The organism is Brevundimonas sp. EU05-FHT14B07 (assembly GCF_058790795.1).
Window position 1 is genome coordinate 323,492 of record NZ_JBYTCZ010000001.1, and the last position, 12,475, is coordinate 335,966.

Annotated in this window: 13 protein-coding genes; 5 read left to right on the plus strand and 8 right to left on the minus strand. The window is 68.9% G+C overall.

From position 1 onward, the window contains the following. The first annotated feature begins 49 nt into the window (after positions 1–49). Complete coding sequence (ctrA, locus tag AC3WRC_RS01640; protein WP_017505852.1) at positions 50–751, plus strand: response regulator transcription factor CtrA; 702 nt, start codon at positions 50–52, stop codon at positions 749–751. 63 nt (positions 752–814) lie between these two features. Here the strand turns inward: ctrA and AC3WRC_RS01645 are convergent, their stop codons facing one another. The 3 genes from AC3WRC_RS01645 to AC3WRC_RS01655 form a co-directional block, all read right to left on the minus strand. Next, positions 815–2,194: a serine hydrolase gene (locus AC3WRC_RS01645; RefSeq protein ID WP_492302639.1), complete on the minus strand. Its 1,380-nt coding sequence runs from the start codon at positions 2,192–2,194 to the stop codon at positions 815–817. Between the two features lie 86 nt (positions 2,195–2,280). Next, positions 2,281–3,594 (minus strand): sensor histidine kinase, encoded by a 1,314-nt coding sequence (locus AC3WRC_RS01650; RefSeq protein WP_492302640.1) that lies wholly within the window; start codon positions 3,592–3,594, stop codon positions 2,281–2,283. After that, positions 3,582–4,298, minus strand: a complete 717-nt coding sequence (locus tag AC3WRC_RS01655; protein WP_112861390.1) for a response regulator — start codon at positions 4,296–4,298, stop codon at positions 3,582–3,584. The genes AC3WRC_RS01650 and AC3WRC_RS01655 overlap by 13 nt, the downstream gene beginning before the upstream one ends. 195 nt (positions 4,299–4,493) lie before the next feature. Between AC3WRC_RS01655 and AC3WRC_RS01660 the strand changes: the two genes are divergently transcribed. Together AC3WRC_RS01660 and AC3WRC_RS01665 are read left to right on the plus strand one after the other, a co-directional pair. Then, entirely contained in the window at positions 4,494–4,688 is a 195-nt protein-coding gene (locus tag AC3WRC_RS01660) for a hypothetical protein (RefSeq protein WP_017505846.1), read from the plus strand. Between the two features lie 91 nt (positions 4,689–4,779). Further along, the gene (locus AC3WRC_RS01665; RefSeq protein ID WP_492302643.1) at positions 4,780–5,025 is read left to right on the plus strand and encodes a hypothetical protein; all 246 of its coding nucleotides are present in this window, start codon (positions 4,780–4,782) and stop codon (positions 5,023–5,025) included. An 81-nt stretch (positions 5,026–5,106) separates the two neighbouring features. Here AC3WRC_RS01665 and AC3WRC_RS01670 read toward each other — a convergent pair whose 3' ends face one another. Genes AC3WRC_RS01670 through fliI form a run of 3 tightly spaced genes read right to left on the minus strand, consistent with a single transcriptional unit; the run spans position 5,107 to position 7,980 of the window. Beyond that, positions 5,107–6,174 carry an endo-1,4-beta-xylanase gene (locus AC3WRC_RS01670; RefSeq protein WP_492302645.1) on the minus strand — a complete coding sequence of 356 codons (1,068 nt, stop codon included), beginning with the start codon at positions 6,172–6,174 and terminating at the stop codon, positions 5,107–5,109. Positions 6,175–6,217: 43 nt separating this feature from the next. Further along, the gene (locus AC3WRC_RS01675; protein WP_055803572.1) at positions 6,218–6,628 is read right to left on the minus strand and encodes a flagellar export protein FliJ; all 411 of its coding nucleotides are present in this window, start codon (positions 6,626–6,628) and stop codon (positions 6,218–6,220) included. Between the two features lie 8 nt (positions 6,629–6,636). Further along, on the minus strand, positions 6,637–7,980 hold the full coding sequence (fliI, locus tag AC3WRC_RS01680; protein WP_066552424.1) for a flagellar protein export ATPase FliI: 1,344 nt from the start codon (positions 7,978–7,980) through the stop codon (positions 6,637–6,639). Positions 7,981–8,185: 205 nt separating this feature from the next. On the opposite strand from fliI, the gene AC3WRC_RS01685 reads away from it, so the two are divergent. Then, positions 8,186–9,682 carry a methyl-accepting chemotaxis protein gene (locus AC3WRC_RS01685; RefSeq protein ID WP_492302646.1) on the plus strand — a complete coding sequence of 499 codons (1,497 nt, stop codon included), beginning with the start codon at positions 8,186–8,188 and terminating at the stop codon, positions 9,680–9,682. On the opposite strand, the gene AC3WRC_RS01690 is transcribed toward AC3WRC_RS01685, so the two are convergent. Continuing rightward, positions 9,679–10,587 carry an EamA family transporter gene (locus AC3WRC_RS01690; RefSeq protein ID WP_492302648.1) on the minus strand — a complete coding sequence of 303 codons (909 nt, stop codon included), beginning with the start codon at positions 10,585–10,587 and terminating at the stop codon, positions 9,679–9,681. The two genes, AC3WRC_RS01685 and AC3WRC_RS01690, sit on opposite strands and share 4 nt — an antisense overlap. 84 nt (positions 10,588–10,671) lie before the next feature. Between AC3WRC_RS01690 and AC3WRC_RS01695 the strand changes: the two genes are divergently transcribed. Next, positions 10,672–11,154: an Lrp/AsnC family transcriptional regulator gene (locus tag AC3WRC_RS01695; RefSeq protein WP_492302649.1), complete on the plus strand. Its 483-nt coding sequence runs from the start codon at positions 10,672–10,674 to the stop codon at positions 11,152–11,154. Here AC3WRC_RS01695 and AC3WRC_RS01700 read toward each other — a convergent pair. After that, positions 11,151–12,440: a sensor histidine kinase gene (locus AC3WRC_RS01700; RefSeq protein ID WP_492302651.1), complete on the minus strand. Its 1,290-nt coding sequence runs from the start codon at positions 12,438–12,440 to the stop codon at positions 11,151–11,153. The genes AC3WRC_RS01695 and AC3WRC_RS01700 overlap by 4 nt on opposite strands. Positions 12,441–12,475 lie beyond the last annotated feature (35 nt).

The following is a 12,475-nucleotide window of genomic DNA, read 5'->3' on the forward strand; positions in this document are numbered from 1 at the left end:
GCCGTGTGTCAGGGTGGTTACCGCAAAGCTTTTGCCTGGAGGGGCACGTATGCGCGTCCTGTTGATTGAAGACGATCACGCAACCGCCCAAAGCATCGAACTGATGCTGAAGTCGGAAGGCTTCAACGTCTATACGACGGACCTGGGCGAGGAAGGCATCGATCTGGGCAAGATCTATGACTACGACCTCATTCTTCTTGACCTCAACCTGCCGGACATGAGCGGCCTGGAAGTGCTGCGCCAGCTGCGCGTCGGCAAGGTCAACACCCCGGTCATGATCCTGTCGGGCAGCCACGAGATCGAAACCAAGGTCAAGACCTTCGGCGGCGGCGCCGACGACTACATGACCAAGCCCTTCCACAAGGACGAACTGATCGCGCGCACCCACGCCGTGGTCCGCCGCTCCAAGGGTCACGCCCAGGCGATCATCCACACCGGCGAGATCGCCGTGAACCTGGACGCCAAGACGGTCGAGGTGAACGGTCACCGTGTCCACCTGACGGGCAAGGAATACCAGATGCTGGAGCTGCTCTCGCTCCGCAAGGGCACGACCCTGACCAAGGAAATGTTCCTGAACCATCTGTACGGCGGCATGGACGAGCCCGAGCTGAAGATCATCGACGTCTTCATCTGCAAGCTGCGCAAGAAGCTGGCCACCGCCGCCGACGGCAAACACTATATCGAAACCGTCTGGGGCCGCGGCTATGTCCTGCGCGACCCGGCCGAGGGCGTCGTCACCGTCGCCGCCTGATCGACCTTCGATCCGCGATTTCGAAACGCCCGCCGGTGACGGCGGGCGTTTTGCGTTGAGAGCTTACTGACGCTTCGCCGGCATGTCGCGGCCGCCCTGGTGCAGGACCAGGCCCTCGACGGCGCCGGCGGCGTTGCGGGTGAAGGTGATCTGGGCATCGACGGCGGTGAGGTAGAAGGCGTCCTCAGCTTCCGCCGTCAGTGCGAAGGCGGGCTGGCCGGTGGCCTGGGCCATCAGCTTTCCGTCCACGACGGAGATCGTCAGGGCGAAGGTCGGGGCCAGGTTATAGACGCCCTCGTAAGCCTTCAGCACCTCGGGCGAGAGGGCGACGGCGCGGCGTTCGCTTGGCAGGGTGACGGTCCCGCCGCGCGCCAGCGTGACGAGCGCCGCGCCCAGCTTGTCGGGCGCCTCGCCGTTCAGATTGCCGAGGACGATGACGGCGGTCCGATCGCCCGGATCATAGGCCATATAGGTGTTGAAGCCCTCGATGGCGCCGTTGTGCCAGACCAGACGCTTGTCGTCGGCTTCGGACACCATCAGCCCCATGGCGTAGCCGTTGCGCACCGGCGTGGTCAGGGCGGTCATCGACTGGGCGTTCAGCAGCCGCCCGCCGAACAGGCCCTGTTCCCACTTCAGCAGGTCGTGGGTGGTCGAATACAGGGCGCCGGCCCCGGTCGGGATGGTCATGTCCACATAGTCGGCGTTGACGACGCCGTCGGCGCCCGGCGCATAGCCCGAGGCCCGGCGGGGCAGGATCACGTCGTGGCGGTCATAGCCGCTGTCGCTCATGCCCAGCGGCTGGAACAGATTGGCGGCGACGAAGTCGGCGTAGGTCTGGCCGCTGGCCGCCTCGATGATGGCGCTGAGCAGCACATAGCCCGAGTTGGAATAGGCGAACCGGGAGCCCGGCGAGAAATCCAGCGGCCGGTCGCGGAAGCGGGCGATCAGCTGCGGCAGCGTCGCGGGCCGGGTCTTCTGGGCCTCGAAGTCGGAAAAGGCGGTGAAGTTGGGCACGCCCGCCGTGTGGCTGAGCAGATGGCGCGGGGTGATCGCGTCCCAGGCGGCCGGGGCGTCGGGCAGCCAGGTCTTGATCGGCGCATCCAGATCCAGCTTGCCCTGCTGGTTCAGCAGCATGACCGCGACGGCGGTGAACTGTTTCGACAGCGAGCCGAGGCGGAACTTCACATCACCGTCGTTGGGGATGTTCCACTCGCGGTTGGCCAGGCCGTAGCCCTGATCCAGAAGGATGCGGCCGTCGCGGGCGACCAGGACGGCGCCGGAGAAGGCGTCGGCGTCGCTGGAGGCGCGGATCACCTGGTCCATGCGGGCCACGTCCTGGGCGGCGGCCGGGCGGCTGGCCAGCGGGCTGAGCGTGAGGGCCAGGGCGCTGGCGGCCAGCAGCAGGATGGCCGGACGACGGCGGGCGAGCAACGAATGAGGCAAGGGGCGGTCTCCTGAACGCGTCACGCTAACGCTTTCAGAGAGAGGCGGCGAGCGCGGCGTTCGGATGCAGGCGTCCGTCCTTTTCGTCAGGGCTGTCGGAAGGTCAGGGTCGCCTCCAGCCCGCCGCCGTCGGCGTTGGCGAGCGCCAGATGGGCGCCGGCGCGTTCGGCCATGCGGCGCGCGATGGTCAGGCCCAGGCCGGAGCCGCCGCTGTCGCGCGAGCGGGACGGATCGAGGCGGTAGAAGGGCTCGAACAGTTTCTCCAACTGGTTGGGCGCCACGCCGGGACCGTGGTCGCGCACGATCAGGCGTACCGTATGGTCGTCGCGCACGGCGCAGACGGCCGCATCGCCGCCGTGGCGGACGGCGTTGTCGACCAGATTGGTCAGGCAGCGGCGCAGGGCCTGGGGCCGGGTCGGCACGACGGCGTTGCAGCCTTGGGTGAAGACAACCGGCTGGCCCGCCTCGGCCGCGTCCTCGCAGATGGCGGACAGTAGCGCGTCCAGATCGACGGGGGTCACGGCCTCGACCGTGGTTTCGATCCGGGCCAGGTCCAACCCTTCGCGGACCAGATGCTGCATGCCGGCCAGGTCGCTGATGAACTGGGCGCGCAGCGTCTCGTCCTCGATCTTTTCGACGCGCAGCCGCATCCGGGTCAGGGGCGTCTGCAGGTCGTGGGCGACGGCGGCCAGCACGCGCGTGCGATCCTCGATCAGGGCCTTAAGCCGGGTCTGCATGGCGTTCAGGGCGGCGGCGGCCTCGCGCACCTCGCGCGCGCCCTCCTCGACCAGAGGCGGGCGGTCCAGATCGTGGCTGAGGGCGACGGCGCCCTGGGACAGACGGTTCAGCGGCCCGGCCGCCAGACGCGACGCCATCCAGCCGGTCAGCAGGACGGCGGCGAGCCCGGCGAAGAGCAGGGCGGCGGCCTCGCGGCTGAGCATCCATGGGCGCGGAGCGGGCGGCAGGCTGATCGCCACCGGGACCGGCGCGCCGTTGACCGGCCGCAGCACCAGGATGCGGCACCGCAGGCGATCGGTCGCCGCGCCGCACGCCCCGGCCGAGGCCTCGAACGCCTTGACCGAGACCCCGTCGACGCCCCGCCGCTTCAGGGCCTCGGCGACCGCATGGGTCAGGGACGGATCGGGCGCGCCCAGCCTCTGACCGGCCGCATCCGGCAGGCCGTCTGTCAGGCCGGCGGCGGGATCGTCGCTGGAGCCCGCCAGATCCACGATCCGTTCGGCGGTGGTGAAGTCATGGGCCTGCGACAGGCGATGACGATGATTCAGGCCCAAGGCGGCGAAGGTCACGCCCGCCGCCAGCAGGGCTCCGACCAACAGCAGCAGGAACAGCCGCGTGGTCTCGGCCTCGGCCCGGCCGTGGCGTGGGGTCAGGCGCGCCATGTCACAGGCCCCGCCAGCATATAGCCCAGGCTGCGCACCGTGCGGATCAGAGCCGGGGCCTTGGCGTCGTCGCCCAGCTTCTGGCGCAGGCGGCTGACCCTCAGGTCGATGGCGCGGTCGTCGGCGTCGGCGACGGTGGACAGGGCGCGGATTCGCTCGCGCGACAGGGGCTTGCCGCCGTTCCTGACCAGGGCGTGCAGCAGGTCGAAATCGGCGCCCGACAGCGGGGCCAGCCGTCCGTCCGGCGCCGTCAGCGCCCGCGCGGCGATGTCCAGCGACCAGCCGGAGAAGTCGGCGTGTCGCCCTTCGTTCGTCGTCGCCTCGCCGCCGGTGCGACGCAGAACGGTGCGGATGCGGGCCACCAGCTCGCGGGGCTCGAAGGGTTTGGCCATATAGTCGTCGGCGCCCATCTCCAGCCCCACGATCCGGTCGATGGGATCGCCGCGCGCCGTCAGGATGATGACCGGCGTTTTCGACGCCGCCCGGATGCCGCGACACAGCGACAGGCCGTCCTCGTCCGGCAGGTTCAGGTCCAGCACCACCAGATCGACCGGCCCGGCCTCCAGCGCCGCCTTCATGGCCCGGCCGTCGGCGGCCTTCACCGTGCGAAATCCGTGCTGCTCCAGATGGTCGGACAACAGGTTTCGGATCTCGCGATCGTCGTCGACGACCAGAAGGACGGGGGCGGCGGAGGTCTGGGACATTGGCGTTCGGCGAGCGGGAAGAAGCGCGATCTGTCGTCCTGTCTCATGGCCAAAGCGCGGCGGATACAGTCGGACACAATTCTCTTCGCCGACGATACGCGGCGACACCGACCAGCCCCGAACCGGCCGGACGCGGGTCCGAAACAGCAGCTGTCCGACACGAGGCCGGACGCCAAACCCACAGAAAGACCCGCCATGAAGTCCTTCCGTTCCACCGCCGCTTTCGGCGCCGCCGCACTGGTGATCCTGACCAGCGGCGCAGCCTTCGCCGGCACCCCTTCGGCCCCGTCGTCGGGCGCTCACGCCCGCCCCGCCGCCTCCGCCCGTGCGCATCATCGGGTCAGCCACGCCCGCACCCACCGCGCCGTGACGCCCGCCAAGAAGAAGTAAGGCCCGACGCCTTGCTGGCCCTGCCGGCGTCCCCGGCCGGCAGGACCCCCGACACGCCTGAGACTTCGACCTTCAAACGAAAGACATCGACATGAAATCCTTCCGCACCGCCGCCGCCGTTTCCGCCGTCGCCTTCGTCGCCCTGACCAGCGGCGCCGCCTTCGCCGGCACGACCCCGGCGCCCTCGACCGCCATGACCGCCCGTCCGGCCGCGACCGCTTCTGCGACGACCCCTGCGCCGTCGGCCCGCGCCCCGCATGCGCATCGCCGGGGTCATCAAGCCCAGGCCCAGACCTCGGTCCAGGCGCCGGCCGCCGCGACCGCCAAGAAGAAGTAAACCGGCCGCCCCCTCCGGTTCGCACAGGAACGCCCGGCTGTCGCATGACGGCCGGGCGTTTCCGTATTCAGAGGCCTGTCGTCAGGCGGGGGTCTTGAAGCCTGCTGCGATGGCGGCCGCCATCGGATTGGGACGGCCGAAGCTGTCGAAGGGCAGGGGCTTGTCTCGGCCATCGTCCTTATCGCCCTGGCGATACCAGCTGTCGGTGTCGCGCAGGCCCCAGACGGTGAAGGCGAACTGCTGGGCCTTGGGCAGGGCCGCAAAGGCCGAGGCCAGTTCGGTGACGCGCGCGCCCTGGGCCGCGATCCGGTCGGCCTGGCTGCGGAGGTCCAGACGGTTTTCGGTGCGTAAGGTGCAGTCCAGCTCCGACACATGGATCGGCAGGCCGAACTGGCTGATCTCGCGCATATAGGCGGCGATGACGCCCTCAGGGATGTCGATCCACAGGTGGGATTGCAGGCCCAGGCCCTGCAGCGGACAGCCCGCCTTCAGCAGCCGCTCGACCAGTTTCAGGAACTGCGCGCCCTTGGCCGGCACGCTCTCCTGATTGTATTCGTTGAGAAACAGGACGGCGTCAGGATCCGCGATCCGGGCCTTTTCGAACGCGCGCAGGATATAGCCGTCGTGGCCGTATCGCGCCGACCAGTGACAGTCTCGCATTCCCGACCCGTCGTCCAGGATCGGCTCATTGACCACGTCCCAGCTGCGGACCTTGCCGCGATAGCGGCCGGCGACCGTGGCGATATAGCCGTCGAAGGCGCGGTCGAAGGCGGCGCCCGACAGGCCGGCGAAGGCCTCCTTGCCCTGCGCATACCAGATCAGGGTGTGGCCATGCATCGCCATGCCCTCAGCCCGGGTGAAGGCGGCGATGCGGTCCGACCGGTCGAAGTTGGGGCGGTCCAGGCCGTCGGCCAGGATGTACTCCATCTTCATCTCCCACTCGGGCGTGAGTTGGGAGACGTTGGCGCGGGCCAGCGCGATCCAGTCCGGGTCGTCGATCTGGCTGGCCTTGATCGCCGTGCCGAAGGGCGCCGGGGTGATGGATTTCAGCGGAGGAACGTTGGGCGGCGACGGCTCCGCCGAGGCGAAGCGGTCGCAGGCGGCGAGCGCGAGCGGGGCGGCGAGGATAGCGCGGCGGGTCGGCGTCATGCGTCTCCCTCCAGCGAAGGCAGACGTAGAAGGCTGCGGGTCGTCAGACCGCACGCTTCCGCAGGCCCAGCTCGTCGAAGGCGGCGGTTTCGCGCTTGGCCAGGGCGATCAGCTGGTTCAGGCGGGTCGTCTCGGCGACGTGTTCGAACTTCTTCAGCTCTTCGAAGGCGCCGGTCAGGGCGTCGCGGGCGCCGGCTTCCTCGGCGTCCAGCACCGACAGGTCGCCTTCGGCGGCGGCCTTCCTGGATTTCCAGCCGTTCAGATAGGCGCCTAGCATCATGCCGGCCTCGGCGTCCATGCGGGCGCGGTTGCGTTCGCCCTCGGCCTCGGCGTCCAGCACGGCGATGCGGAGTTCGGCGCCGGCGCGGCGTTCGGCGATTTCGGCCAGACGCTTCTGCAGCGTCTCGACCTCATAGTTGGAGATGCGGATCAGGGATTGGGCCCAAGCGGTCATCTAAATCATCACTCCCTGATCATGCCTTGGTTCAGGATTGCTTCCAGCCGGGTAAAGGAATCGGAAAGACGCGTCGCATCGTCCTTGTCCTGACCCAGAAAATCTTCCAGCGCGGGGTTCAGCGCGATGGCCCGGTCCACGATGGGGTCGGCGCCGGTGCGGTAGGCGCCGATCTTGATCAGCTCTTCCATATTGGCATAGGCGCTCAGACACTGGCGCGCGCGCTTGTTCAGCTCGCGCTCGGGCGGGGTCTGACAGCCGGGCAGGGTGCGGCTGACGGACTTCAGCACGTCGATGGCGGGGAAGCGCCCGCGCTCGGCGATCTTGCGATCCATGACGATGTGGCCGTCCAGAATACCGCGCACGGCGTCGGCGATCGGCTCGTCATGGTCGCCGCCGTCCACCAGGACGGTGAACAGGGCGGTGATGGGCGCCGCCGTCGTGCCGTCGGGCCGGATCGGGCCGGGACCGGCGCGCTCAAGCAGCTTGGGCAGTTCGGTGAAGACGGTGGGGGTGTAGCCCTTGGTGGTCGGGGGCTCGCCGGCGGCCAGCCCGATCTCGCGCTGGGCCATCGCAAAGCGGGTGACGCTGTCCATCAGGCACAGCACCTCCAGGTCCTGGTCGCGCAGATATTCGGCGATGGCCATGGTCATATAGGCCGACTGACGGCGTTTCAGGGCCGGCTCGTCCGAGGTGGCGACCACGACGACGGCGCGTTTCAGCCCCTCTTCGCCCAGCGTTTCTTCCACGAACTCGCGCACCTCGCGGCCCCGTTCGCCGATCAGGCCGACGACGACGGCGTCGCAGGTCGCCTCCTTGGCCAGCATGGACAGCAGCACCGACTTGCCCACGCCCGAACCGGCGAAGATGCCCAGGCGCTGGCCCCGGCAGGTGGTGGTGAAGACGTCCATCGCCCGCACGCCCAGATCGAGGCGTTCGCCGACCCTGCCGCGCGAATGGGCGGGCGGGGGCGGGGCGCGCAGGGGGTAGGGGGCGGGGCCTTGGGGCAGCGGCCCCTTGCCGTCGATCGGCTGGCCGAAGGCGTCGATGATGCGGCCCAGCCAGGCGGTGGTCGGGCGCACGCTGGCGGCCTGATCAATGATGCGGATGTCGGCGCCGGGGGCCACGCCCTCGACCGGACCGAAGGGCATCAGCAGGGCCTTGGAATCGCGGAAGCCGACGACCTCGGCGGGCAGGGGATCGTGGCCGCGCCGCCCGATCTCGGCCCGGGCGCCGACGGCGAGGCGCGACAGGCCGCCGCGCGACTCGATCAGCAGGCCCGACACGCCCGCGACCTTGCCGGTCACGACCAGCGGATCGATCGCTTCGACGGCGGCGACGAGATTGCGCAAAAAATCAGACCCCAGGAAGAGGTCTCAACAGATGCGGCAACGTGGTTAACGACCGATGAAGCGCTGCTGCAACGCGGGGGATAAGGCCGCGATTATTGCGTCTCGATTGCAACTCAAACGTGAAACGGTTTTTCAACTAATTAGGCGGCTAATCTTGCAACCGAGGCGGGCGGGGGGCCGGCCGACAGCGAAGAGGTTGTGACCTATGTTCGCGCGTAAACCGAAGTCGTCGGACATGCAGGACCGGCTGATCGATCTGGACGGCAAGATGGCCGCCATCGGCCGGTCGCAGGCGGTGATCGAGTTCAAGCTGGACGGCACCATCATCGACGCCAACCAGAACCTCCTGACCACGATGGGCTATAGTCTGGACGAGATCCGGGGCGCCCACCACAGGACCTTCATGGACCCGGCCGAGGCGGCTTCGCCCGACTACGCCGCCTTCTGGCGCGAGCTGAACGCGGGGCAGTTCCTGGCGCGCAAGTTCCGCCGCCTGGCCAAAGGCGGCCGCGAGGTCTGGCTGCAGGCCTCCTACAATCCGGTGTTCGGCCCCGACGGGCGGCCGACCAAGGTCATCAAACTGGCCATCGACATCACCGCCGACGAGCAGGAGGCCGGGCGCCGCGAGGCCGAACGGGTCGAGGCGGAAAGCGCCCAGACCCTGCTGGTCGATGCCTTGGCTGGGGTGCTGAACAAGCTGTCGGCCGGCGACCTGACCGCGCGGATTGATGCGCCGGTGAAGGGCGACCATGTGCGGGTGCGCGACGATTATAACGCTGCGGTCGAAAGCCTGCGCCAGACGATGGGACAGGCGCTGCGGGCCGTGTCGGGTCTGAGGGGCGGGGTGGGCGAAATCTCCAGCGCGTCTGACGACCTGTCGCGCCGCACCGAACAGCAGGCCGCCAGTCTGGAAGAAACGGCCGCGGCGCTGGACCAGATCACCGCCACGGTGAAGCGCAGCGCGGACGGCGCCAAACAGGCCTCGGCTGCGGCCCTGGGCGCGCGCGCCGAGGCGGACCGGTCGGGCGAAGTGGTGCGCCAGGCGATCGCGGCGATGGACGGCATCAAGCGCAGTTCGGCCCAGATCAGCGATATCATCGGGGTGATCGACGAGATCGCGTTCCAGACCAATCTCTTGGCCCTGAACGCCGGGGTCGAGGCGGCGCGGGCGGGAGAGGCGGGACGCGGCTTCGCCGTCGTCGCCTCCGAAGTGCGGGCTCTGGCGCAGCGTTCGGCGGAAGCCGCGAAGGAGATCAAGACCCTGATCACCACCTCCGGCCAGGAGGTGGCGCAAGGGGTCAAGCTGGTCGACGAGACCGGCGCGGCTCTGTCGGCGATCGCGGTCAAGGTGGCGGAGATGGACGCCCTGGTCAGCGAGATCGCCGCATCGGCTCAGGAACAGGCGACGGGGCTGAGCCAGGTCAATACGGCCGTCAACCAGATGGACCAGGTGACCCAGCAGAACGCGGCCATGGTCGAACAGACGACCGCTGCCGCCATGAGCCTGAAGTCCGAAACCGAACAACTGGCCCTGCTGGTCGAACGCTTCGAGACGGGCGAAGCGCCGGCTCAGGCCCGCATCCATGACCTGTCGCAGGCCGCCGCCCCCGTCCCCCTGGCCCGCGAACGCGCCCGTATCCGGGCCTTCGCCAGCGGCGGCGCGGCTGCGGCGGCGTCGAGCGCGGGCTGGGAAGAGTTCTAGGGCGCGCTCGGCTCCAGCTCGATCTTCGCCTCCCGCGTCGTCGCGATGGCGCCGACCGAGGCGGCGACGATGGCGGCGATGGCGAGCCACTGCTGGCCGGTCAGATGCTCGTGCAGGATCAGAAGCCCGGCCAGGGCGCCGACCGCCGGCTCGGCGCTGAGCACCACGCCGAAGGTGCGTTTGGGGATGCTGCGCAAAGCGACCATTTCCAGCGAATACGGCAGGGCGCTGGAGAAGATCGCCACCGCCACGCCCGCCAGGATGATGGCGGGGTTCAGCAAGGCGGCGCCCGCATGGGCCACGCCGAACGGCACGACGACCATGGCGGCGACGCTCATGCCCAGCGCCACCGATTGACCGGCGTGCAGGTGCGACAGCCGCTTGCCGAAGACGATGTACAGCGCCCAGCACAGGCCGGCGAAGGCCGCCAGCACCATGCCGACGGGATCCAGCGCGCCGGCCCCGGCCTGGATCGGCAGCAGCAGGCCCAGCCCCACGACCGCCAGACCGATGCAGGCGAAATGGATGGGTTTGCGCGAATTGATCAGGGCCAGGGTCAGGGGCCCCATGAACTCGATGGCGATCGCCAGACCCAGCGGAATGGTGCGCAGGGCCATGTAGAAGCTGAGGTTCATCGCCCCCAGCACGACGCCATAAAGCGCGATGGCGCCCAGGTCCGCGCGGGTCAGCCGGAACCGCCAGGGCCGGAAGACGGCGACCAGCAGAAGGGCCGAAATCCCGACGCGATAGGCTGAGGTCCCCTCCGCCCCGATCACCGGAAACAGCGTCTTGGCGAAGGACGTGCCGCACGCCAGCGTCACCATACCCGCAAACAGCGCCAGATAGGGGACCAGGCGCGCCGCCAGCGGCGAGTTCAGGTGGGTTTTCAGGGCCAGCGACGTCATGGCGTAAAGCTAGCGTAACGCCGCTTGCGCTTCCCGGCGATTTTCCGCTTGAATGCGACGGAAATCGTCACTGGAGACTCTGTAATGAAGAATTTCGTCACGCTCGACGATTTCGACCATAAGCTGCTGATGCGGGTCCGGCGCAACAATCTGGAGCCGGCGCGGGTGACGGCCGAGGCGGTGGGTCTATCGGAGTCCGCCGTGCTGCGCCGCCTGCGTCGCCTGCGGGCCGAGGGCGTCATCGCCGCCGACGTCGCCGTGATCGATCCCGCCCGCGTCGAGCCGCGCATCGTCCTGCATGTCCAGGTCGAGATGAACACCCAGGATCGTAAAGTCATGGACGCCTTCCAGCGCGCCATGAAGGCCAGCCCCGAGGTTCAGGGCTGCTGGGACGTGACGGGCGAAACCGACTATCTGCTGACCGTCGCCGTCCGCTCCATGCAGGACTATGAGGCCTTCGGCATCCGCGAACTGGTCCCCGAAAAGGGCGTGCGCGGCTTCAAGAGCATGATCGTCATCCGCGAGGTCGTCGGCTTCGACCCCGGCCGCGCCGTGCTGGAGCGCTAGGTCGCCGGGGCCTCGACCACCAGGATCGCGCCGACGCCCTGGGTTTGGTTCTCGATCGTGCCGCCGATCTGGCGGACCAGGCTGTCGATGACGCGCATGCCCAGGCTGCGGTCGCTGCGGGCGGCGATCAGGTCGAAGCCCTTGCCCTGGTCCGCCACGGTGACGGTCAGGCGTCCGTCGGCGATGCGGCCGGTGACCGAGACGCCGCCGCCCTCGGGGCCATAGGCGTATTTTATGGCGTTGGTGACCAGCTCGTTCACGATCAGACCGAGCGGGATGGCGATGTCTGCTCCCAGCGGCGCATCGGACGCCTCGCAGGTGACGACATGGCGGTCGCTGCCGGCGTCGATGGCCTCGCACAGCTGGCACAGGAAGTCGGACAGGATCACGGTCTGGACGTCGGCGCCGCGCCACAGCTGATCATGGACTTCGCTGATGGCCTGGATGCGCGATCCGGCCGTGGCCAGAGCGGCGCGCACCTCGTCGGAGGCCGCGCCGCGCGCCTGCATCGACAGCAGGCTGGAGACCAGGGACAGGCTGTTCTTGACCCGGTGGCTGACCTCTCGCGTCAGCAGGGCCTGATGTTCGATGGCGGCCAGAAGCCGTTGCTCGGTCTGCTGGCGGGCGATGGCGGCGCCGACGACGGCGGCGAAGGCGTCCAGGAACAGGGCGTCGCGGGCGTCGAACTGACCCTCGTCGGGGCTGTCGACCTCCAGCACGCCCCAGGGTTCGCCATCCAGCTCGGGCCGGATCAGGACGTTGATGGCGCGCCGCACGCCGTGGTCGGCCAGAAGTTTGGGCGTGTGGAAGCGCTGTTCGTTTTCCAGATGGTTGGAGATCAGCGGCTTGCCGGTCTGGAAGGCGTAGCCGGCAGGTGAATCCAGCTCGACGCCCAGCGAGGCGTGACCCTCGACCTCGCCGCTCCAGCCCACGCCGGCGACCAAGACCAGCCGGTCGCGGCTTTCATTGTGGATCAGCACCTTGGACAGGGGCGTCTCCAGGCCGTCGGCGCAGACCACGCAGGCGGCGTCGAGCAGGGCCTGACGATCGCGTTCGCGCAGGGCCACCTCGCCGAAACGCGCCAGCAGCGACTGCTGCTTCAGGCGATAGCGCAACTCGTCGGCGATGGAACGGGTCTCGGGCGTCGGCGCATCCTCGACCTTGGGCGCGACGGGATCGTCCATCTGGATCTGGGTCTGTGCCGCCGTGTCGGCCCACACCTCGGCGACCAGTTCGGCGATCTCCGGGGTCAGGCCGGGGTCGGAGGGCGGGCGGGTGTGGGGCAAGGACGGAAATCTCGGTTCGCGCGACGGCGACATAT